Here is a 22,033-nt window from a genome sequence, read left to right on the forward strand (position 1 = left end):
GGCCTTGACAGGAGGCGTCTCTAAGCTGCTTTTCCGGTCCCATAATTGATGAACCTGAATGAAACCTGAAAATCCCTAGACACTGGAATAATTCGAGGTCTAGGCTGAGCGCCATTGGGGGCTAAAGAAAAATTCTTCTGGAGGCAAAGCATGCCGCAACGCAGTAGATTGGTTGTTTTTGCAGCACTAAGTACCCTGGCACTATCAGCGCTCGGACTCTCGGGCGCCACCGCCCACCCGGATGGCCAGCACGGCATGGACGAAGGGCACCTCGTCGGAACCGGGGAGTTCGGGAAGATTGATCTGCTGGATGTCGTCCGCCTGACAGACACTCCCGACCTGATCGCCGATGTGAGTGTCTCGCCAGATGGGAACACCGCCTACCTCGCCAACTGGGGCGAGCCTGACTGTGCGGGACCGGAAACGGGCGGGCAGACCAGCCCGGATGCCGGCGTCTACATTGTGGACATCACCGGCGTGGACCAGGGCGCGGCCGGAGCGGAACCGAAACAGGTGGGATTCATCCCGTCACACCAGGATTCACGCCCGGGTGAGGGCCTGCAGGTCGTCACCCTCAGCACCGCAAGCTTCACCGGAGAAATCCTTGTGGTGAACAACGAAGCTTGCGGGAAGAACGGCAAGGGCGGCGTGTCGCTCTTCGACGTTACGGACCCCCTCAACCCAAAGAAGCTGTCCGAGAACTTCGGTGACCGCGCGCCGGGAAGCCGGGATTCCAACGAGATCCACAGCGTTTTTGCCTGGGATGCAGGGGCCAACGCCTATGTGGTGATGACCGACAATGAGGAAGTCACGGATGTGGACATCCTCGACATCACCAACCCGCACCGGCCGCGCCTGGTCGCGGAATATGACCTGAATGCGTTCAAGGTAGACCAGCCGGAACTGGGGCTTACCGATTCTTTCCTTCATGACATGGTGGTCAAGGAAATCAACGGCCATTTCATAATGCTGCTCTCGTACTGGGACGGCGGTTACGTTCTCCTGAACGTCGATGATCCCGCCAACGCCGTGTTCCTCGGGGACTCGGACTTCGCGGCGGTGGACCCTGAACTGCTTGAATCCCTGGGTGTGTCCCTTACGCCTGAGGGCAACGCGCACCAGGCGGAGTTTACGGCCGACAACAGGTTCATCATCAGCACGGATGAGGATTTCGCACCCTACCGCACGGACGATTTCAAGATCACCAGCGGAGCCCACCCGGGCACTTACCCTTCGGTGATTGTTTCCGGGGGCCAGGCGCCTGCCGTCCTGCCGGACCTGACCCTGAATGGTCCTGTGGTGTATGGCGGCTACGCCTGCCCCGGCTCCGCGCCTGTCCCCACGCCGGAGAGCGTCCCGGGATACGTGGAATCGCTGGCACCCGGGGAGGAAACCACCCTGGTGCTCCAACGAGGTCCGGTCGGGGACCTAAGTGCCCCGGAGGGTGCGTGCTTCCCGGGGGAGAAGGCCCATCAGGCAGCCCTTGCGGGCTGGGACGCCGTGCTTTTCGTCAACCACCACACGGGTGAGGCTGCCACGACTGAGCCGTTCTGCGGTTCAGGCGCCTTCGTGGACGAGATCGTTGCTGTCTGCACCACCCACGCGGCATTCCACCGGCTCTTCGACCTTGCACCGCTGGATGAGCCGTGGACCTACCCCGAAGCCCTTCCCGTCGGCACCATCGGGGCGGACATTGAAGTGGGGTCGGTCTTTGACGGCTGGGGCTACGTCCACCTCCTGGACGCGGCCACCCTGCAGGAGTTGGACACGTTCGCCATCCCGGAAGCACATGATCCCGCCTACGCGCTCAATTCCGGGGACCTCAGCGTTCACGAGGTGGCCGTTGATCCGCAAGACCCGTCCCTGGCTTACCTCTCGTACTACTCCGGCGGCCTCCGGGCGGTCCAGATCCAGTGCACCAACCCGGCCGATAACGCCACGTGCGAACTGGTGGAAGTCGGCGGCTACCTGGATGAGGCAGGGAACGACTTCTGGGGAGTGGAGACGTTCGTAGGTGAGGACGGAGCCACCTACGTCCTGGGCAGTGACCGGGACAGCGGCCTCTGGATTTTCAAGGATCCGTAAACCCGGAACAAAACACGGAGGGGGGCGGCTGGGCGCCCCCCTCCGTCTTTAAAGCTCCTACCTCCTTCAGTGCGAGGTGAGTTCGCGCATCAGTCCGAGTTGCGCCAGGAACTCCACCTGGTCGAAATAGAAGTGGTGAGAGGCGATCTCCCCGTTCTCGACTGTGGCGACGTCGCAGCTGTGGACACTGAGTTGCTTGCCGGTGGCCGGCAGGGTTTCGCCGGTGGGCATGCGCAGCGGCCCGGTGTTGGTTCCGACGACGATGCCTTCATCGATCGCTACGTTGCCGGACTCGTACCGCCCCGTCTGGTTGTACCTGACGTCGGGCATCGCTTCCCAGAATTCCATCAGGTACCCGGTGATGGCGTCACGGCCGCGGAGCTCACCCTGGTCAGGGGTGTAAGCCACGGCATCGGTGGCGTAGCTACGTGCGAGCGCCTCTTTGTCTTTTGTTTCCATGGCCTTGTTCAGGCGATCCATTACTTCGCGTGCCTGTCCCATTGTGGACCTCCAATTTGGGCGGCCTCACGGAAGCGGAGGCCGCTTCGTGGATTGGTTTCGGCTGCTTGCCGAAGCCACTTAAATTCCACGCCCGCCGCAGGCTGCTGTCAACGGACGGTTCAACCGCTTGATCACCGGGGAAGACACCCCGGCAGAGCTTTCTCAAGTGGCCTGTTCCGCCCGCCGCAGGAAATCACGGAGCACCTGCAGGAACAGATCGGGCTCCTCGAGATGGGGCATGTGGCTGCTGTTCTCGAAAATGACCAGCTCCGATGCCGGTACCAGGCTGTGGTACCACGCCGTATCCTCGGGCCGCATCTCGTCGTGACGGCCGCAGATGAACAGTGTGGGAACGGATAGGTCCCCCAGGCGGCCGGTTGCGTCGTAATCCTTGTGGATTCCAGTGATCTGGAATTCGCTGGGCCCCTGCATCCGCTCATAAATGACTTGGTTCAGCTGGCCAAAGGTCCGCATGAGGGGCTCAGGCCACGGGTCCAGCCGGCAGACGTGCCGACGATAGAATTCCATGGAGGCGTCCTGGTATTCATCTGAGTCGGTGGTGCCTGCCGCCTCGTGCCGGTCAAGCACAGCGCGGACCTCTGCCGGCAGCTCCCCCCGGAGTGCAGCTGCAGTTTCAGCGTAGCGCGGCAGGCTCAGGCATGGATCAGCCAGAACCAAGCCCGCCAACCTGTCCGGCGCCCGGAGGGCGTACTCGGCCGCCACGATTGTCCCCCACGAGTGGCCAAGCAAATGGACCCGGTCCAAAGCGAGGCCGTCAAGTATCCTGCCCAGTTCGTCAACCAGGCGTTCGTTGGTCCACAATCCAATGTCGTCCGGTGCATCGGATTTTCCCGCGCCCAGCTGGTCGTAGAAAACCACCGGCCGCTCATCGGCCATGGCCTCCAACGGTTCGAGATAGTCGTGGGTGGCACCCGGGCCGCCGTGAACAATGACCAAGGGTACAGCCGGGCTGTCGCCGACGACGCGATACCAGACACCACCGCCCGGAACCTGCAGCCGGCCTTCCCGAGTGCTTACTCCAGCGGACATGATCCACCATCCATGATGAGCTTTTGTGCGCAGGACGCGTCCTCGTCTTCGATTACACTCCCCATCCGCGTCCCGGTCAACGGCTGCTAGGTGACCCTGATCCGGGAGATGCGCAGCCGGTCCATCGCCGTCACCGTCAGCACGTGGCCTGCCACCTCCACCTGGTCGCCGACGCGGGGGAGGCGGCCCAGCCGGTCGATGACGAACCCTGCCACCGTCTCGTAGTGCCCTTCCGGCAGTTCGATCCCGGCGGCCGATTCGAACTCCTGCAGGATCAGCCCGCCGTCCACGTCCACCGCCCCGTTGGTCCTGGTGACGCGGTCCTCGGGTTCGGCGCCGGTGTCGTACTCGTCGTAGATCTCGCCCACAAGTTCCTCCACCAGGTCCTCCAGGGTGACGATGCCGTCCGTGCCGCCGTATTCGTCCACCACCAGCGCAATATGCTGGCCCAGCCTGCGCATGCGGGACAGCGAGGGCAGCACTTTGTTGGTGCCGGGCAGCGGAAGGATCTCCCGCGCGATGTCACGCACCAGCCCGTCGTCGTACTTCCCGTCCCGGGGCATGAGGTCACGGATATGGATGAAGCCCAGGACGTCGTCGGGCGTTTTGTCGATGACGGGATACCGTGAGAACGGGCCGTCCCTGACCATGCTGCGTACGGCCGCGATGGTGAGGTTGCCGTCGATGAAGGTCACCTCGGTGCGCGGCCGCATCACTTCCTGCAGCGATCGGTCCCCGGCGCCGAAGACGTCGCTAAGGATGCTCCGGCTGTGTTCCTCCAGTTCCTCGCTCTCGGCCACCATGTCCCAGAGTTCCTCGGAGCTGACGCTCTCCTGCCTGGCGTGGGGGTCGCCGCCGAAGAGCCGCACCACGGCGTCGGTGGAGACGGACAGCAGCCAGACGGCCGGGCGCATGATCTGCGAGAGGACCCCCAGCGGCGGGGCAAGCACCTTGGTGAAGCCGACGGCGCTTTGCATGGCCAGGCGCTTCGGCACCAGTTCACCGAGCACCAGGGACAGGTATGCCACCAGCAGCGTCATGCCGATGAACGCAACAGGTTCGGCCGCGGCGCCGAAGCCGATGCCTTCGAGGAGGGGTTCGACGTCGGGCGCGATGGTGGAGGCGCCGTAGGCGGCCGAGAAGAAGCCGGACAGCGTCACGCCGATCTGCACGGTGGAGAGGAAGCGGTTGGGATTGCCGGCAAGGGCGGCGATCCGGGCGCCGCGCTTCCCCGACTTTTCCATCCGGCGCACCTGGCTTTCGCGGAGCGACACCAGCGCCATTTCCGTCCCGGCGAACACCCCGCCCAGCAGCACAAAGAAGAGGACCAACAGGAAATTGAGCAGCGTGTCCACGTCCATGCTCAGACAATATCGAATGGGCGCCGGAAGCCCGGGATGGCGGAATTTGCTAGTTCATATAGTAATTAGACAAGCTAGGTACTGAAATCAGTCCGGGGAATGGTGCTGCAGTGCTCACCCAGCGCGGCTGCCTGCATGGTGGGGAAAGGAAGGACCTGATGAAGGACTCGGACCGCAAGGCGCTCGTTATCTTCATGATCGCGGTAGGGGTGGGGATGCTCGTCGCCCTCGCCGGCAGCCAGGGTGGTGCCACCGTGGGCGGCTTCCCCCTGTTTGCTTTGGGGGTGGCGGCGGCCTTCGTCATCCAGTGGCTGGCATTCGTCCCCGCATTTAGGGCACAGACCGAAAAGTATTACGACCTCACCGGCGCCCTGACCTACATCTCCATCACGGTGCTTCTGGTAGTTCTGACCCCGGGCGTGGATGCGCGGGGGCTGCTCCTGGCCGCGATGGTGGTGGCATGGGCCGTGAGGCTGGGGAGCTTCCTGTTCCGCCGTGTGAGCAAGCACGGCAAGGATGATCGCTTCGATGAAATCAAGCCGTCGTTCATCCGGTTCCTGAACACCTGGACGGTGCAGGGGCTGTGGGTGGTCCTCACCGCGGCCGCGGCCTGGATTGCCATCACGTCCGTTGCCCGGGTTGCGCTCGACTGGTGGGCGCTGGCGGGCTTTGTGGTGTGGGCTGTTGGTTTCGGTATTGAGGCCCTGGCGGACAACCAGAAGGGCCGGTTCAAGGCTGACCCGATCAATAAAGGCCGATTCATCTCCACCGGCCTGTGGTCCAGGTCCCGCCACCCCAACTACTTCGGCGAGATTGTGCTCTGGACCGGGGTGCTCGTTATCGCTGTTCCGGTCCTGGAGGGCTGGCAATGGCTGGCCCTGCTGTCCCCGGTGTTCGTAGCGTTGCTGCTGATCAAGGGCAGCGGCATCCCGTTGCTGGAGAAAAAGGCTGACAAGAAATGGGGCGGCGATCCCGCTTATGAGGCCTACAAGAAGAACACCCCAATCTTGATCCCCAAGCTGTAGGAGAATGTGCGCGTGCCCTAGCTCTGGCTGTCCCGGCTGGGTACGGTGTCCGCATGCAGAAGATATCGATTGATGCCCTGGCCAGACAGCAGCTCAAAGCGGCCGTGGCGGCTCCCAGCGGCCGGGCTGCGGACACGGCGTTCGGCGGCCACGAGAAGAAGCTGCGCCAGACCGTCATGGCCTTCCGCGCAGGTACCCAGCTCAGCGAACACCAGAATCCCGGCGAAGCTACGGTCTACGTGATCAAGGGCTCGGTGTGGCTGAAGTCCGGAGGGGAGGCCTGGCAGGGAAAGGCAGGGGATCTGCTCATCATTCCGGACGGGCTGCACAGCCTGGAAGCGGACGAGGACTCGGCGGTGCTGTTTACGGTGGTCAAGACGGACCGGTAGGGAAGGGGCCGGCGCCTACCGGGTGGGCTGGCGCGACGGGCATCAGCTGAATACCATCCGGAGGCCCGGGGGGACAGGCGGACCTACCGGCCCCCACGGTAAGCCCCGTTACTCCGCAGCCGCCGGGACCAACTCCCCGTCGCGGAGGACTGGAGTGCTGCGGCGGCGCCAGTATGCGGCCAGAACTGCACCGGAAACGTTGTGCCAGACCGAGAAGATGGCTCCGGGCAGGGCCGCCTCCGGCGTCAGGTACTGCCGTGCCAGCCCGGCTGCCAGACCCGAGTTCTGCATGCCGACTTCGATCGCGGTGGTGCGTCGGGAGGGGATCGGCAACCTGAACAGGCGGGCCGCCGCGTAACCCAGGGCGTAACCAAGGCCGTTGTGAAGGATGACTGCTGCAAGTACCAGCAGGCCGGCCGCGAAGATGGCCTTTGCGCTTCCGGCGACCACGGCAACCACCACGGCGGTAATGGCGAGCACGGAAATCCAGGGAAGGGCAGGCAGGGCCATGTTGACAAGGCGGGGCAGGAAGAGCCGGGCCACGAGTCCCAGCAGCACAGGGAACAGTACGATTTGGACGATGGACCACGCCATGGAACCGGCGTCCACGGGCATGTACTGGCCTGCCAGCCACAGTGCCAGCACCGGCGTCAGCAGCGGAGCGATCAGGGTGGAGACGGTGGTCATCGCCACGGACAGGGCAACGTCCCCCTTGGCAAGGTAGGAGACCACATTGGACGCCGTTCCACCCGGGCAGCAGCCCACCAGGATGACGCCCGCGGCCAGCGCCGGCGGCAGCCCCAGTGCCGCGGCCACCAGCCAGCCCAGGAACGGCATGATGGCGTACTGCGCCACCACCCCGATCACCACCGGGACGGGACGTTTGGCGATGACGGCGAAGTCAGGGGGCGTGAGCGTCAGCCCCATGCCGAACATGATGAGTCCCAAAAGGGGGCTGATCCAGGGGCCCAGCCCGGTAAACGCTGATGGAGCGGCAAGCGCCACGGCTCCTCCGGCCAGGATAAGCACAGGAAAGAGCGTGACTGCGATGCGGGCGCTGCGTTCTTCCGAGGCTGAGGCCGTCGTGGAAGATTCGGATAAGGAAGACAACCTATCGACTATCACAGTGAGGGTCGGGTCACGGAATTCTCAGGTCTTAATGTCGAGGGCGCAGGTGCCCGGCGACGCCTTGGTGCGTTCATCGCTGGTCAGGCCCGGGTGGAAGGCGCAGCCCTGCCTCCTGCCGCTCGCCGCGGAATTAATACCGCTCGGCGCAAAAATCATACGCTTGGTGACGATTTGCCCCATGATTGCCGGAGGCATTGGCCCAAGTGGGGCTTTTCGCCCCTAAATCGAACAGACATCGACGCCGTCGGATAAGCAAGCGTCGGATAAGCAAGCGTCGAACAAAGCAAAGGGAATATCTATGGGCTGGCTGGACCGAGAACGAACTGTTGCCCCGCCGGGATTCAACCGCTGGCTGGTGCCGCCCGCCGCGCTCGCGGTCCATCTCTGCATCGGGCAGGCCTACGCCACGAGCGTGTACAAGACCGCCCTGGTCAAGCACTTCGGCGCCAGCCTGACCGAAATCGGCGTGATCTTCTCCATCGCCATCGTGATGCTGGGCCTCTCGGCCGCGATCATGGGCACCTGGGTGGACACGAACGGCCCGCGCAAGGCGATGTTCACCTCGGCCATGTTCTGGGCCGGCGGCTTCCTGATCGGATCGCTGGGCATCTTCACGGGCCAGCTTTGGCTCGTCTACCTGGGCTACGGCTTCATCGGCGGCATTGGGCTGGGCATCGGCTACATCTCGCCTGTGTCCACCTTGATCAAGTGGTTCCCGGACCGGCCCGGCCTCGCCACCGGCATGGCCATCATGGGCTTCGGCGGCGGCGCGCTGATCGCCAGCCCAGTCTCCACGGCGCTGCTCAAGATGTACGATTCCAACTCAGGCGCCAAGGACTGGGTGGCCAGCGGCGATGCCGTGGGCAAGCTCTTCCTGACGCTCGGCGTCGTCTACCTCGCGTACATGCTCTTCGGCGCCTTCACCATCAAGGTTCCCGCGCCGGGCTGGGCGCCGGCGGGCTTCGACCCCGCCAAGGTCAAGGCCGCCAAGCTCGTCACCACGGAGAACGTCTCCGCAAAGAACGCCATTAAGACCAAGCAGTTCTGGTTGGTCTGGATCGTCCTGTTCTGCAACGTCACCGCGGGCATCGGCATCCTGGAGCAGGCCGCGCCCATGATCCAGGACTTCTTCCGCCAGTCCGACGGCGTGTCCCTGGTGAGTGCCGCCGTCGCCGCCGGCTTCGTGGGGCTCCTGTCCATCGGCAACATGGCGGGGCGCTTCGCCTGGTCCGCCACCTCCGACGTCACCGGCCGCAAGCGCATCTACATGGTCTACCTCGGCGTCGGCGCCGTCCTTTACACGGTGCTGGCGCTGGCCGGATCGAGCACCACATTCCTCTACGTGGCGCTTGCCTTCGTCATCATTTCCTTCTACGGCGGCGGCTTCGCCACTGTTCCGGCCTACCTGCGTGACCTCTTCGGAACCTTCCAGGTGGGCGCCATCCACGGCCGGCTGCTGACCGCCTGGTCCGCCGCCGGCGTGGCCGGTCCGCTGATCGTCAACGCGTTCCTGGATGCGCAGGGCAAGCCCGGCCAGCTGGACGCCGCCTCCTACCAGCCGGCACTGCTGACCATGGTGGCGCTGCTGGTGGTCGGTTTCCTGGCCAACCTGATGGTCAAGCCGGTGGACGCACGATTCCACGAACCCCGCCCCGATCGGGGACGGGCACACGAACCTGCCATGGAGGCCTGAGATGAGCACTGCACACACCCCCGGCGCGCAGGCGCCCGCCAAAGTATCCGTCGGCAAACTCGCCATCGCCTGGGCGCTGGTGGGCGTCCCGCTTGCCTACGGGATCTACCAGACCCTGACCCGGGTGGCTGCGCTCTTCGGGTGAGGAATGGCGCCAACCCTGCCCGCGCCGGCCGCGGCGCAGGGTTGGCGCAGGAGTCCTTAAGAATTTCCGCAGTTCCACCAAAACGCACGTTTCCGGTTCGCGGCGGGCCATAGGCTCTTCCCTGGCGCAAACACGGCCATGATGCCGGCGCCCGAACCTATCGTGCACACAACCTGGGGAACTGCATGTCCAACAACACGTCCTTGCCTGAAACGATGCCTGCATCCGGCACCCGCGCGGCGGCCGCCGTCGTCCTTGCCGCTGTCCTTGCCCTGTTCTCCGGGGGTGCCCCGGCAGCCGCAGACACCATGGACAGCACCGCAACATACGCGGCCGAAGCTTCGGCTGCCGTTGAGGCAGCGGACCTGCTGGCCACCCTCCCCGTGAAGGGCCGCGCGCCCAAGACCGGATACGAACGTGCTCTGTTTGGCCCGACGTGGGCGGACGTGGACCAGAACGGCTGCGATACCCGGAACGACATCCTGCGGCGGGACCTGACCGAGGTCACCTACACCACCAGCGTCCCCTGCACGGTCAAGACCGGCATCCTGGCGGACCCGTACACGGGCACAACCATCAGCTTCGTCCGCGGCACCACCACCAGCAGCGCCGTGCAGATCGACCACGTGGTGGCGCTCAGCGACGCCTGGCAGAAGGGCGCGCAGCAGCTGAGCACCGAGCAGCGGACGGCGTTCGCCAACGATCCGCTGAACCTACAGGCAACGGACGGCCCCACCAACCAGCAAAAGGGCGACGGCGACGCCGCCACCTGGCTGCCGCCGAACAAGGGCTTCCGGTGCGAGTACGTCGCCCGGCAGGTTTCGGTGAAGGCGCGGTACAGCCTGTGGGTGACGCAGGCCGAGCACGACGCGATCGCGGTCATCCTCGCCGGGTGCCCCGGTCAAGTGGCGCCCGCCGCCGTCGGGCCCGCCGCTCCTGCCGCGGTCTATTACGCCAACTGCGCCGAGGTTGTGGCTGCCGGAGCGGCGCCCCTTTACGCCGCTTCGCCAGGGTACAGGTCCGGGCTCGACGGGGATTCCGACGGCGTTGCCTGCGAGGGGTAGCTCCTGTCCCGGCATGTCCGGCACCACTCTGCGGACGACGGCGGCGCGGTCACCTTCAGGAGGGGTATCCACGGATAGGCTGGAGCTGACCGCACCAAGGCAACAAAGGGCACCGGAGGATGGGCACGATGGCTGATGACCGGGCACCTGCCTTTGACCGGGTAGTCCTGATCTTCAATCCGACGAGGGCCGGGATGGCCGCGCGGATCGATTCCCTGCAGGAGGAGCTTGCCGCGAACCTTCCGGACCTGCCAGTGGACCTGCTGCCCACGGAGTTCGCGGGGCACGCCCGGGACTTGGCACGGTCGGCGGCCGAAAGCGGAACTCCGCTCATCGTTTCGGTCAGCGGCGACGGCGGGTACAACGAGGTGGTCAACGGCGTGATGGACGTGTCCGCCAGTAGGGCGGTGTGCACTGTGCTCCCGGCAGGGAACGCCAACGATCACCATAGGAGCATGCCGGTCCGGCCGCTCACCGAAGCCATCCGCGAGGGCCGCGTCCGGCGAATCGACCTGTTGCGCGTGACCTTCCGCGGGATGCACCGGGAGCAGGTCCGGTACGCCCACTCCTATGTGGGGTTCGGGCTCACGCCGCTGATGGCCATCGGGATCGAAAAGGGTGGAAAAGGGAAAGTCCTGGAACTCATATCCGTGGCCCGGACGCTTTCGGGTTTGAGGCCGTTTGAACTGGTCCGGGCAGACGGTGCCACCGCGAAGTTCGACAGCCTGATCCTGGCCAACATTTCCCGGATGGCCAAGTATGGAACGGTCAGCGAGGCGGACCACCCTGACGATGGCCGGTTCGAGGTGGTCACATTACCCCATGCCGGGCTTATGAGGATGGCGCTGATGACCCTCCGGGCCGTCACGCTGGGACTGGGGCATCAGCCCAGCGTCAGCAGTTATGCCTTCACGACGCGGGACGCCGTACCCTGCCAGATTGACGGCGAAGTCGTCTATGTCCAGGCAGGCACCCATGTCCTGGTGGAAAGCGCCAAGGGCGCCCTGCCAACCATCTGATGGAAAATGGCCGGGGCGTTAAGGCAGCGCCGGACCGCCGAATGACGGACGCCGGCCGGACCGGTAGGCGGAGTCGATGACGGGTTTGAGTTCGTCGAGCACAGTCTTGTTCCCCGGGAGAACCACGTGGGCCAGGAATTCGGATTCAAGGGTGGCGATGCCTGCCGCCGCCGCTGCGAGTTTGGCGTCGATGGCCAGGGCCAGGGCATGCCACGATTTGCGGTTGGCGCGTTCGAGGACTTTTGCGTTCGCCTCGTGAAGCGGGCCTTCGGCTACGTCCCCGCGGATGGCCAGGGCGCCTTCAGACTGCAAAAGCGGAAGGACAATCCGGAATTGCCGGCCGCCGCCCTTGAAAGCGATGGCACTCTGGTTCCCCCGTTGGGTGAAAAGAACGTCCGTTGCCCCGTAGTCTCCTAGCGCCCGCCTGATGTGTTTCCGGGAAGCCTCGCTGGTAAAGGAATCGCCCCGGGTGTAAGGACCTGTCATTCTTCAACTATGCGCCTCCCGGCCACTCTTTACTGCATGGCTGGTACCTGCGCGCGTGAATCTGCGCCAGACTGGAGGCTGCACCCACCACGAAAGCGGAGTCCCTTGATTACTCTCCAGCAGGACGCAGACGGCTTCATCCGGATGAACCGGCACTACCCCAACAGCGTCCGCATCAGGATCGCCTTCACCGACGGCAGCACCGGCGAATTCTCAGGGCAGACCCTCAACAATGCCTACGACGCAGCCCTCGCGGAATTCCGCGCGAAGAACGGCCTGGATGCGCGGGGGTTCTCCAGGACGCCCGCCGGCCGGCAAAACTCCGGCAACAAAGTCGATTTTGTTCCCGTCCATCCCGGCATGGGGGAGTAGCGCGCCCGTCGCCCAACCGGCCGCGGGCACCGTTAACCGCGGACCCAATAATTAGGTATCCCGGCATCTTGACTGCCTTCGGCCGGAGGAATAGCGTCTGCGTTAACGGGGTCATGACCCCCGTTTTTCACGGAATGAGGCGCCGGTCCGGGCCACCTCTGCACGGCGATGGCGCCAGGTGAGGAGGATTCTGTGTCTTGGGAAATGTCTGGAACATACGCTGGCAGCTGCACGTGCCAGCTGGTGTGCCCGTGCCCCGTGGACGGCGTGCCCACCGGGCCCGGAGGTGAGTGCCGCAACCTGAATGTCTTCCATATCGCAAGGGGGAACCATGACGCCACGGACCTTTCCGGCGTCGACTTCGCGTTCGTCGCCTGGTTCCCCGCGAATCTGACGGCCGGGGGCTGGAAGGTAGGCGTCGTCGTCGACCAGTCCGCATCCGATGCCCAGGTGGGCGCCCTGGAAACCATCCTTCGCGGCCAGGCCGGGGGCCCCTTCGGCGACTTTGCCGGCCTGTACGGCGAGTGGCTGGGACTGGAACGCGCCGCGGTCACATTCACGGACGGTGAGCGTCCTTCCGGTTCAGTCTCGGACAAGGCCCGGTTCACGTTCGAGCCGCTGCCCGGACCGGACGGCGGCGTGACCACAGTGAAGAACGCAATGTACGGCTTTGCGCCCGAATTCCTGATCGGAAAGGGGCCCGGGCACGTGGACCTTTTCGGCATCGACTTCGACGGCATCTACGGCGAAACATCCGACTTCACGTTCGCCAGTGAGATGGCGGAGGGTGCCCCCAAGGGCCGGGTCTGAACGGCCCGCCGGTGGAACGCGGAAAGCTGTTCAGGAGCAGGACCGTCAAGGCAGTGGCACACGCCTCCCGGGTTGATCCGCGGGAGGCCACCCTCGTGGCGGTCCTGCTCTTCCTCGCCGCTGCCAGCTGGGTGTTGACGTCAACGCAGTTGACCGGGATGGACATGGGTGCCTGGACCGCCCCGGGACCGGTGGGCTTCTTCACCGTGACATGGGTGGTGATGCTCGCAGCCATGATGTTCCCGTCCGTGGCGCCGATGGTGGTGGCCTACCACCGGATCCAGCGGCACCGGCGGCAGGCTGGTCGGTACGCACCGGCAGGGTCCACTGCCGCCTTCGTGGCCGGCTACCTTGCATCATGGACGGTCTTTGGCCTGGCGGCCTATGCACTCTATGCGTGGGCGGCAGCGGTGGCGCCGGGAATTCTTGCTCCGGATACAAACGGCCGCTACGTCGCCGCGGGAGTCATAGCCATGGCGGCCCTCTATCAGCTCACGCCGGCCAAGAACGTGAGCCTGATGAAATGCCGCTCGCCCATGGATTTCCTCCTGCACCGGATGCGGCCGGGTTACGCGGGGGCCCTGCGGATGGGCGTGGAGCACGGCGCCTGGTGCGTGGCGTGCTGCTGGGCGCTGATGACGGCGCTGTTCGCGCTCGGCGTGATGAGCGTCGGCTGGATGGCCCTGATCGGGGCCTTCATCGCCGGGGAGAAGATGCTTCCGTGGAAACGGCTCGCCAACCGTGCTGTTGCGGTGGCGCTGGCTGCCATTGCACTCGGTGTGGCACTTGCTCCCGCGGCTACAACCGGGATGGGAATGTAGGAGGGAAAGGTCATGCCGAAGTATCTGTTTGAAGCGACGTATGTGGGCGCGGGAATCAAGGGGCTTATGCAGGAAGGCGGCACGAAGCGGCGTGAGGCCCTGACGGAGGCCCTCAAGTCCATAGGCGGTTCGCTGGAGAGCTTCTACTACGCTTTTGGCTACTACGACGTCCTCGGCATTTTCGAGGCGCCGGACGATGCAAGTGCTGCCGCACTGTCACTGATAGTCAATTCCACGGGGAGCGTCAACGTCCGCCTGAAGCCCCTCCTGACTGTGGAAGACATCGACGAAGCAGCCAAGAAGACGCCGTCCTACCGGCCTCCGGGACAGTAGCCCACGACGGCCCTCTTACGGTTGCCCTAAAGGGGAAATCGTCAGCGTTCGGGGCTGGCCCCGGCAGTCTTGCTGCCCGTGGCGGAACGGCATCCCATGCCGTTCCGGGTTGTCAGCATTCGAGGGCGCCCACCGCGCCGGACCTTGGCCTGACGCCGGAGAGGGGCTTTTCAAACCATGCGGGAACGTCCTCCGGAGGCAGGGGAGGGCTCCAGTAGAACCCTTGGGCGTAGCGAATGCCGAGGCGGCGGAGTTCGGCGAGTTGCTCCGCCGTCTCAACACCTTCCGCCACTACCCGGAGACTGAGGCTTTCGGCCATGCCAAGGACGAGTTCAATGATGGTTGCCCCGTGGGGTCCTCTTCCCAGTTCTTCGACGAAAGTGCGGTCAATTTTCAGGGTCCGTGCCGAAAGCCACCTGAGGTAACTCAGGGAGGAGTACCCTGTTCCGAAGTCATCGATTGACAGCCCCACGCCCAAGCTGTGGAGACGTTGCAGCGTCTCCTTGGGCAGGTCGGGCTGGTCCATCAGCACTGTCTCGGTAATCTCCAGGTCCACAGCGCTGGGATCGATGCCCGCGGCCTGGATCGCCGCCTCGACGATGTCCGTGAAATCGGTTGCCAGGAATTGGCGGCCGGAAATATTCACGGCGGCGGAAACGCCTGCCGCTCCCTTTAGCCGCCCGCGCCACTGCTGGACCTGCCGCAGGGCTTCACGGAGTACCCATGTGCCGATGGGGATAATCAAGCCTGTCTCTTCGGCAATCGGAATGAACGTATCGGGCCCGATCAGCCCGTGCTCGCCGTGCTGCCAGCGCAGCAGCGCTTCGAAACCAATGGTGTCTCCGCTGTTGACGTCAACGATGGGCTGGTAGTTCAGCGAGAACTCGCCCCTTTCCAGGGCAAGCCGCAGTCCGGACTCCAGGTTCAGCCGCCCCGCGGCCTTTCCGGACATCAGCACGTCGTAAACGGCTGATGAGTCCCCGCCTGCTGATTTGGCCCGGTACATGGCCGCATCGGCTCCCTGCAGCATCGACTCCGCCGTATCGTCCGGTCCGGCCAGCGCGATGCCGACGCTGACGTTGAGGTAGATCTTGCGTCCGTCGACTTCAAACGGGTGCCTGGTGGATTGCCTGATCCGTTCCGCCAGGGTCCTGGCGCCGCGCAGCATCAGGTCCCCGCACACGATCACGAACTCGTCCCCGCCGAAGCGGCCCACTGTATCGCCGCTCTTGACAAAGGACTTCAGCCGCTCGCCCAGGAGCATGAGGATAGTGTCCCCGGCCCCGTGGCCAATGCCGTCGTTAATCAGCTTGAACCGGTCCACGTCAACGAACATCACCACGGCGCGGGAGTCCCGGTCCAGCAGGTCCTGGAGCACCTCAGTGATCACGTATCGGTTAGGCAGCCCCGTCAGGGGATCGTGGCGGGCCTGCCATTCCAGGATCTGTTCGGCCTGCTTGCGCTCGGTGATGTCCAGCACCGTATCCAGGAACCGCCCGGGTTTCCGCTCATCCACTTCCACGTTCCTGATACGGGAGTGCAGCCACCGTTGCTGGCCATCAGCCCTGACGATACGGTACTCAAAGTCCGCGAACACCGTGCCCTCATCCAGGTCTTTCCAGACGGCCTGGACACGTTCCCGGTCCTCAGGGTGCGTCAATTCAAGCATCAGGTCCCGGGTTGCCGTCTGCCCCGGGCCAAGGCCGAAGATCCGGCCGAATTCCTCCGAATGCCAGGTCTCGCCAGTCTCCTTGGTATGTTCGACGCTTCCGACGTGGGCCATCTCCTGGGCAGCCAGGAGTTTCTCCCGTTCCACGGCGGCCGCCGCCCGGAGGCGCTGGATCTCGGTGATGTCCCGGGCGATCGCCGACGCGCCGATCTGCTCGCCGTTCGGGCCGTATACCGGTGAGACCGTCAGCTCGACATCGATCACGGACCCGTCCTTGCGGCCCCAGCGCACCGCCAGGCCGGTCACGAATCGTCCGCTGCCTATGCTGGCCCTGACTTCTTCATCGAAGTCCTTGTGATCGCGGGTGGTCAGCAGCCGGTAGCTCTGCCCCACGGCTTCCCGCGCCGTCCAGCCGAACATCCGGGCCGCTCCCGAGTTCCAGCTGGTGATGGTCCCCGTCATGTCCGCGCTGACGATGGCGTCTCCCGAGGATTCAATGACGGCCGAGAACCGGCGCAAGACGGCCTCATTGTGCTTTCTGTCCGTGATGTCCTTCGAAATCGCGACCACGGCCACCGGCACGGTGTGCCGTCCACGGACCGGACTGACCGTGGCATGGACAGGAAACTCCTTCCCGGTTCTGTGGCGGACCCAGAGTTCCCCGGACCAGTCCCCACCGGCGGCGATCCGCTGTGCTATCTCACGGGACACGCTCTCCCCATGGGAACGCTCCGCGCCGACGATCCCAATATCAGCGATTGCTGCTCCCAAAGCCTCGGATGCGCTCAACCCATACAGCAACTCCGAGGCCCGGTTCCAGTACGTGACCCGCCACTGGGCGTCCATCCCGATCACCGATTGCCCGATTTCATCAAGCAACAGCGACTGCATTACCAAGCCTTCATCACGCCTGCCAGCCATCCGTACCCCCCAGTCAGGAAACACCGCTGTTCAAGAATCCGTACGCCAACGCTCCCCGGAACTATTGGTGCCCAGTCCCCGCAGCGGCGTTGTCATGATCGTGTACCCGAACCTAGCACCGTCCAAACCTGCTGGCGGGCAGAACCCCTGTGTCGGCCTTTGCAGCGGCCATTGACTGTGCATACCACAGGACTAGCATGATGCTCGTCAGGGCATTTCAAGGAGGAGATGTGTGATGTCACGCGCTGAAGTAGAGCAGCTTGACGACCGCGGAATGGCGGCCTGGGACCAGCATGACACGGCGGCGTTCGCCGACCTGCTGGCCGATGATTTTACCTTTTCGGATGTGACGGTCCCCGAGCCTTTCCGCACGCGGGATGAGGTCCGGACCTACATGGACTCATGGTTCACGGCATTCCCGGACATGCGTATTAAGACCACCAGGAGGGTGGTCAGCGATGACGAGGTTGCGGGGGAAGTGGAGTTCACCGGCACAAATACCGGTCCCCTTCGCATGGGAGGCCAGGAGATTCCGGCCACGGGCAAATCGGTGGTTGGATCCGGCACCTATTTCGCCTCGGTCAGGGACGGAAAAATCGCCTCGTTCCGGGCCCATCCGGACGTTGCATCACTGATGGGGCAGTTGGGGTTGATGCCCGGGATGTGACGCTGGATTTTTGTCCCGTTCGCCCGGCGTACTCCTGGTGTGGGTGGACGTGCAGGTGCCCGCGGCTGGGGACTCCTAGGCCTCCCGGTCTTCCCGCTGGAACGCCCGCACGGCTTCGCTCACGGTGGGGTAGAAGTGTTCGGGGGAGAAGCGGGCGGCCATGCCGTACTGCAGCAGCCTGTCCTTGACCGGACCTTTGAGCTCGGCGAACACCAGGTCCACGCCGTGCCGTTCCAGCCATTCGTCCAGCTGCACCAGCTCGTCCAGGGCCGTGGTGTCGATTCCCGTGACGGGCTCTGCCGCCAGCACCACGCGTTCGGTGCCCGGCGGCGCCTGGTCCAGCTTGTTGCGGACGAAGGATCCCAGCAGTGACCCGTTGCCGAAGAACAGCGGCGCGTCGAAGCGCAGGATCAGCAGGCCCGGGACGCGTTCGCCTTCCGGATGGCGGCTTACGTCGTGGTATCCCGGCACCCCGGGGACGTCCACCAGCTCGGCCCGGTAGGGGTCCCAGGCGCGCCGCAGGAAGTCCAGGATTGCCAGGCCCACGGCGACGGCGATGCCCGGGAGGACCCCCAGGATGGCGACCCCCAGGAATGCCGCGAGCATCACCAGGGATTCACTGCGGCTCATGCCGACCAGCCGCCGCACACCGGCGGGGTCGGCTATTGCCGCGGCTGCCGCGATGACGATGGCGGCCAGGGTGGTGGCGGGCAGGAACTCGGTGACGCCGGGGGCGGCGAGCATGAAGCCGAGCACCAGGACGGCACCTGCCACGCCTGTGAGCTGGGATTTCGCGCCGGCCTCCACGGCCACCGGCGTGCGGGAGGTGCTGGCCGAGATCGGGAACCCGCCCAGCAGCCCGCTGGCCGCGTTTGCCGCACCCAAGGCTGCCATTTCATGGTTGCCGGATACATTCTCATCCTCGGCCGCGGCGAGGGACTGGGACAGGGTTCCGGTATCAACGAAGACGATCAGGGCGATGGCAGCGGCAGCTGGCAGCAGTGCCAGGACGTCGGCCCACCCGATTCCGCCGAGGGCCGGTGCGGGGAGCCCCTGCGGGAGGGCTCCGGTGACTTTGACGCGTTCCTGGAGTCCCAGCAGGGCCACGGCAAGGCAGGAGACCACCACGGCGATGAGCACGCCCGGTACCTTCCACTTCAGCCGGCGGGACACCCAGATGAGCGCCAGCGAGGCCAGGCCAAGCAGCATTGCCGTCATGTTGGTTTCGCCGGCAAGCACCTTCGGCACTGCGGCGAGCAGTTTTTCCCAGGGAGTGCCGTCCTCCACGGAGATTCCCAGGAGGGTGGGAAGCTGGGACATCGCCACCAGCAGGGCGATCCCGTTGAGGTAGCCCAGCCGGATGGGCTTGGACAGCAGTCCCGTGATGATGCCCAGCCTCAGGGCGGAACCGCACAGCAGGATGACGCCGATCAGGATGGCCAGGAGGCCGGCCAGGGCCACGGATTTCTGTTCGTTGTCCGCCGCCAGGGGAACCAGCGCCGCAACGATCATCGGGGCGAGCGCGGAATCCGGCCCCAGCACCAGCACACGCGACGGCCCCACCGCCGCGTACACAATCAGGGGCACTACCGTGGCGTAGAGACCTGTTACCGGCGGAAGACCGGCGGCCTGGGCGTATGCCATGCCCGCGGGGACCAGGATCGCGAAGAGCGCTGCGCCCGCCACCAGGTCGTGGCGCAGCCACTCGATTTTGTAGCCACGCAGGGCTGGCGGGAGCCACCATGCTGGGGTCTTTACGGAGTGGCTCATCTTCAGATGATGGCCCAATATTGCCCCTACCCGCCATCCATAGCCGTCGACGATCGGAGCCGGCTCCAGCCGGGAAGGAGTTTCCCTTGACAGCAATGTGATCCATGCCGCACCATCATTGCATAGTAATTGCGTGGCTGAATAAAAATTTCTACCCGACAGTGAAGTCGCTAAGACAAGAGGAGACGATGATGACTTCCCACAAGATGATCCGCTCGGGGTGTGCCGTTCTGACGGCCGCCATGATGGCGCTCTCGCTTGCTGCATGCGGGGGCGCCGGTGCTCCCGCCGGGGACCAGAAGAAGGTGATTGGTGTGTCGGTGGCGGACCAGAAGTCACTCTTTTATGTGGCTGAGGTTGCCGGCATCAAGGACGAGGCAAAGAAGCTGGGCTACGAGGTGAACATCACCTCTGCCAACAACGACTCGTCGGCGCAGGTCAAGCAGGTCAATGATCTTTTGACGAAGGAGATCGGTGCCCTGATCTTCACCTCCCAGGACTCAACAGCTGCGGCTGCGGGTGTCCGTGCCGCCAACAAGGCGGACGTCCCCGTGGTCGCGGTGGACCAGCGCCCGGAGTCCGGCCAGGGTGATCTCGCCACCTACATCGCGACTGACAGCGTCAAAGCGGCCTACGAGCTCTGCACGTGGATGTTCGGGCAGATCGGCGGGTCGGGCGAGATAGCCATTCTGCACGGCGTACTCGGATCCACCGCGGAGATCCAGCGGACGGAGGGATGCCAGAAGGCCCTCAAGGAGACGCCAGGCATCAAGGTCGTTGCCGAGGAAACCGCCAACTGGGATGAGACCGAGGCCTACAAGGCCACCCAGAACATTCTCACGGCGCACCCCAACCTTAAGGCGGTGTTCGGCGAGAGCGACGCGATGTCCCTCGGCGCCTCCAAGGCGGCCAAGGCATCCGGCAAGACGATCTTCTCTGTGGGCATCGACGGCTTCCCGACCATGTTCGATGCGGTCGCGAGTGGTCTGACCCAGGCGACTATGGCACAGCAGCCGTACATGATGGGCCAGCTCGCCGTGCGCAACGCCATCGCCCTCATGGAGGGCAAGGGCCAGGACATCCCGAAGGAGCAGTACCAGGACACCGTGCTGATCAACAAGGACACTGTGACTAAGCACAAGGTCGAAGACTTCTACGGCCCGGACGCCCAGTCCTTCAAGTGATCCCACGATGACGACTCAACAAGCTTCGGCCGGCCTGGAGGGCACTGGCCTGATGAAGGCATACTCCGGGGTGACAGTCCTGAAATCGGTCGACTTCCGGGTCGAGCCGGGCACCGTTGTGGGGCTCGTGGGCGAAAACGGTGCGGGAAAGTCGACCCTCAGCTCGATCATCACCGGCGTCGTAAAGCCGGACGGCGGCACAATGCGGCTGGACGGGGCGGACTACGCCCCGTCCAACCCCGCCGAAGCACTCCGGCAGGGTGTGGCTCTCATCCACCAGGAAACGCGCCTGATCCAGGACCTCTCGGTCGCCGAAAACATCTTCCTCGGACGGCTTCCGCACCGGCGCGGCCGCGTGGACTGGGAACTCGTCCGCCGCGAGTCGAGGACCGTCCTCGACTCGCTGGGGGTGGAAATCGACGTCCGCCGCCCCGTCCGCGGCCTGTCGATGGCCATGCAGCAGGAGATCGAGATCGCCAAAGCCCTCAGCCGCCGTCCCCGGTACGTCGTGTTCGATGAGCCCTCGGCCTCCCTTGGAGAAACGGAGACAGAACACGTCCTCGAGCGGATCCGCGCGCTGCGGGCCGCCGGCGCCGGCGTCGTCTACATCTCCCACCGCCTCGACGAGGTCCGCGAGGTCGCAGACGAGATCGTGTGCCTGCGTGATGGCTCGCGCGTCCAGTCCTGGAATTCGGGCGACGTGGACAAGGAGAAGATCATCAACGCGATGGTCGGGCGCGAGTTCACGTACGAGCACGTCCCGCCGCAGCCAAGCCGCGATACGACCGTGCTTGAAGTTCGGGGCCTCGGCAGGCGCGGTGCGTTCGCGGACATCAACTTCGAGTTGGCCGCGGGGGAGGTCCTCGGGATTGCCGGCCTCGTCGGCGCGGGGCGGACCGAGGTGGTCCGGGCCATCGCCGGTGTGGACCGTCCCGACTCGGGTGAGGTCATCCTTGAGGGGCGCAAGCTTCCCTGCAGCAGCCCCCAATCAGCGATCCGCGCAGGGATCGTCATGGTCCCGGAGGACCGCAAGGGCCAGGGCCTCAACCTGGACCGCACCGCCGAGGAGAATGTGACACTCCCGTGGGAGCGGGAGCTCGCCCGCAAGGGCATGCTGACACGCAAGTTGGTCCGGAAAGTTGCAGGCGCGCAGGCCCGCCGGCTCGACGTCCGCGGCAACATGGCGCTGCCGGTGAAGTCGATGTCCGGCGGAAACCAGCAGAAGGTCCTCATCGGCAAATGGCTGGTCAAGGATCCGAAGGTCCTGATTATCGACGAACCCACCCGCGGCGTTGATGTCGGCGCCAAGATGGCTATCTACGAGATCATCCGCTCCCTCGCGGCCGAGGGAATGTCCGTCATCGTCGTCTCGTCCGAGCTTGATGAGGTCCTGGGACTCTCGCACCGGGTCCTGGTGATGTCGCGTGGCCGGCAGCGTGGGATTCTCCGCCGGGGAGAAGCTACCCCGGAGACCGTCATGTCGCTGGCCGTGCACTCGTCGGAATCAGCGGCCTCCCCCCTTATTTCCCAGCAGTAGAAA

General features: G+C 64.8%; 21 protein-coding genes. 14 read left to right on the forward strand and 7 right to left on the reverse strand.

The features are described from left to right. Window positions 1-150: 150 nt before the first annotated feature. Window positions 151-2,085: an LVIVD repeat-containing protein gene (locus C3B78_RS04480; RefSeq protein WP_158677177.1), complete on the forward strand. Its 1,935-nt coding sequence runs from the start codon at window positions 151-153 to the stop codon at window positions 2,083-2,085. Between the two features lie 66 nt (window positions 2,086-2,151). Here C3B78_RS04480 and C3B78_RS04485 read toward each other — a convergent pair whose 3' ends face one another. The 3 genes from C3B78_RS04485 to C3B78_RS04495 all read right to left on the reverse strand — a co-directional run bounded on the left by C3B78_RS04485 (window position 2,152) and on the right by C3B78_RS04495 (window position 4,997). Further along, complete coding sequence (locus C3B78_RS04485; RefSeq protein WP_104996999.1) at window positions 2,152-2,586, reverse strand: ester cyclase; 435 nt, start codon at window positions 2,584-2,586, stop codon at window positions 2,152-2,154. 162 nt (window positions 2,587-2,748) lie between these two features. Next, window positions 2,749-3,636, reverse strand: a complete 888-nt coding sequence (locus tag C3B78_RS04490) for a proline iminopeptidase-family hydrolase (protein WP_104997000.1) — start codon at window positions 3,634-3,636, stop codon at window positions 2,749-2,751. Between the two features lie 86 nt (window positions 3,637-3,722). Further along, window positions 3,723-4,997, reverse strand: coding sequence for a hemolysin family protein (locus C3B78_RS04495; protein ID WP_104997001.1), 1,275 nt, complete (start codon window positions 4,995-4,997; stop codon window positions 3,723-3,725). Between the two features lie 158 nt (window positions 4,998-5,155). Here C3B78_RS04495 and C3B78_RS04500 point away from each other — a divergent pair, with 158 nt between their 5' ends. Further along, entirely contained in the window at window positions 5,156-6,022 is an 867-nt protein-coding gene (locus C3B78_RS04500; protein ID WP_104997002.1) for a DUF1295 domain-containing protein, read from the forward strand. Between the two features lie 53 nt (window positions 6,023-6,075). Continuing rightward, on the forward strand, window positions 6,076-6,411 hold the full coding sequence (locus tag C3B78_RS04505; protein ID WP_104997003.1) for a cupin domain-containing protein: 336 nt from the start codon (window positions 6,076-6,078) through the stop codon (window positions 6,409-6,411). 108 nt (window positions 6,412-6,519) lie between these two features. Here C3B78_RS04505 and C3B78_RS04510 read toward each other — a convergent pair whose 3' ends face one another. Next, window positions 6,520-7,521 (reverse strand): bile acid:sodium symporter family protein, encoded by a 1,002-nt coding sequence (locus tag C3B78_RS04510; RefSeq protein ID WP_104997004.1) that lies wholly within the window; start codon window positions 7,519-7,521, stop codon window positions 6,520-6,522. Window positions 7,522-7,837: 316 nt separating this feature from the next. Between C3B78_RS04510 and C3B78_RS04515 the strand changes: the two genes are divergently transcribed. The 4 genes from C3B78_RS04515 to C3B78_RS04525 all read left to right on the forward strand — a co-directional run bounded on the left by C3B78_RS04515 (window position 7,838) and on the right by C3B78_RS04525 (window position 11,460). Further along, a complete protein-coding gene (locus C3B78_RS04515) occupies window positions 7,838-9,232 on the forward strand; it encodes an OFA family MFS transporter (RefSeq protein ID WP_104997005.1) in 1,395 nt (464 codons plus the stop codon). 1 nt (window position 9,233) lies between these two features. Then, complete coding sequence (locus tag C3B78_RS19820; RefSeq protein ID WP_199775332.1) at window positions 9,234-9,377, forward strand: MFS transporter small subunit; 144 nt, start codon at window positions 9,234-9,236, stop codon at window positions 9,375-9,377. Window positions 9,378-9,562: 185 nt separating this feature from the next. Then, window positions 9,563-10,441: a GmrSD restriction endonuclease domain-containing protein gene (locus C3B78_RS04520; RefSeq protein ID WP_104997006.1), complete on the forward strand. Its 879-nt coding sequence runs from the start codon at window positions 9,563-9,565 to the stop codon at window positions 10,439-10,441. A 128-nt stretch (window positions 10,442-10,569) separates the two neighbouring features. Further along, a complete protein-coding gene (locus C3B78_RS04525) occupies window positions 10,570-11,460 on the forward strand; it encodes a diacylglycerol/lipid kinase family protein (protein WP_104997007.1) in 891 nt (296 codons plus the stop codon). Between the two features lie 18 nt (window positions 11,461-11,478). Here the strand turns inward: C3B78_RS04525 and C3B78_RS04530 are convergent, their stop codons facing one another. Then, window positions 11,479-11,946, reverse strand: a complete 468-nt coding sequence (locus tag C3B78_RS04530) for a hypothetical protein (RefSeq protein ID WP_104997008.1) — start codon at window positions 11,944-11,946, stop codon at window positions 11,479-11,481. Between the two features lie 105 nt (window positions 11,947-12,051). Between C3B78_RS04530 and C3B78_RS04535 the strand changes: the two genes are divergently transcribed. From C3B78_RS04535 to C3B78_RS04550, 4 genes are all read left to right on the forward strand, one after another. Beyond that, the gene (locus C3B78_RS04535) at window positions 12,052-12,318 is read left to right on the forward strand and encodes a hypothetical protein (protein WP_104997009.1); all 267 of its coding nucleotides are present in this window, start codon (window positions 12,052-12,054) and stop codon (window positions 12,316-12,318) included. Between the two features lie 204 nt (window positions 12,319-12,522). Continuing rightward, window positions 12,523-13,128, forward strand: a complete 606-nt coding sequence (locus C3B78_RS04540) for a DUF1326 domain-containing protein (protein ID WP_104997010.1) — start codon at window positions 12,523-12,525, stop codon at window positions 13,126-13,128. A gap of 53 nt (window positions 13,129-13,181) precedes the next feature. Beyond that, window positions 13,182-13,949: a DUF2182 domain-containing protein gene (locus C3B78_RS04545; protein WP_234005517.1), complete on the forward strand. Its 768-nt coding sequence runs from the start codon at window positions 13,182-13,184 to the stop codon at window positions 13,947-13,949. 12 nt (window positions 13,950-13,961) lie between these two features. Continuing rightward, on the forward strand, window positions 13,962-14,282 hold the full coding sequence (locus tag C3B78_RS04550) for a GYD domain-containing protein (RefSeq protein ID WP_104997011.1): 321 nt from the start codon (window positions 13,962-13,964) through the stop codon (window positions 14,280-14,282). Window positions 14,283-14,394: 112 nt separating this feature from the next. Here the strand turns inward: C3B78_RS04550 and C3B78_RS04555 are convergent, their stop codons facing one another. Further along, a complete protein-coding gene (locus C3B78_RS04555) occupies window positions 14,395-16,842 on the reverse strand; it encodes a sensor domain-containing protein (RefSeq protein ID WP_234005518.1) in 2,448 nt (815 codons plus the stop codon). Window positions 16,843-17,107: 265 nt separating this feature from the next. Between C3B78_RS04555 and C3B78_RS04560 the strand changes: the two genes are divergently transcribed. Next, complete coding sequence (locus tag C3B78_RS04560; protein ID WP_104997013.1) at window positions 17,108-17,539, forward strand: ester cyclase; 432 nt, start codon at window positions 17,108-17,110, stop codon at window positions 17,537-17,539. A gap of 75 nt (window positions 17,540-17,614) precedes the next feature. Here C3B78_RS04560 and C3B78_RS04565 read toward each other — a convergent pair whose 3' ends face one another. Then, window positions 17,615-19,309 carry a SulP family inorganic anion transporter gene (locus C3B78_RS04565; protein ID WP_104997014.1) on the reverse strand — a complete coding sequence of 565 codons (1,695 nt, stop codon included), beginning with the start codon at window positions 19,307-19,309 and terminating at the stop codon, window positions 17,615-17,617. 191 nt (window positions 19,310-19,500) lie between these two features. On the opposite strand from C3B78_RS04565, the gene C3B78_RS04570 reads away from it, so the two are divergent. Together C3B78_RS04570 and C3B78_RS04575 are read left to right on the forward strand one after the other, a co-directional pair. Then, complete coding sequence (locus C3B78_RS04570; protein WP_158677178.1) at window positions 19,501-20,493, forward strand: substrate-binding domain-containing protein; 993 nt, start codon at window positions 19,501-19,503, stop codon at window positions 20,491-20,493. Between the two features lie 7 nt (window positions 20,494-20,500). Then, on the forward strand, window positions 20,501-22,030 hold the full coding sequence (locus C3B78_RS04575; RefSeq protein WP_104997016.1) for a sugar ABC transporter ATP-binding protein: 1,530 nt from the start codon (window positions 20,501-20,503) through the stop codon (window positions 22,028-22,030). Window positions 22,031-22,033: the final 3 nt, after the last annotated feature.

Source organism: Arthrobacter sp. PGP41 (assembly GCF_002953935.1).
GTDB lineage: Bacteria > Actinomycetota > Actinomycetes > Actinomycetales > Micrococcaceae > Arthrobacter.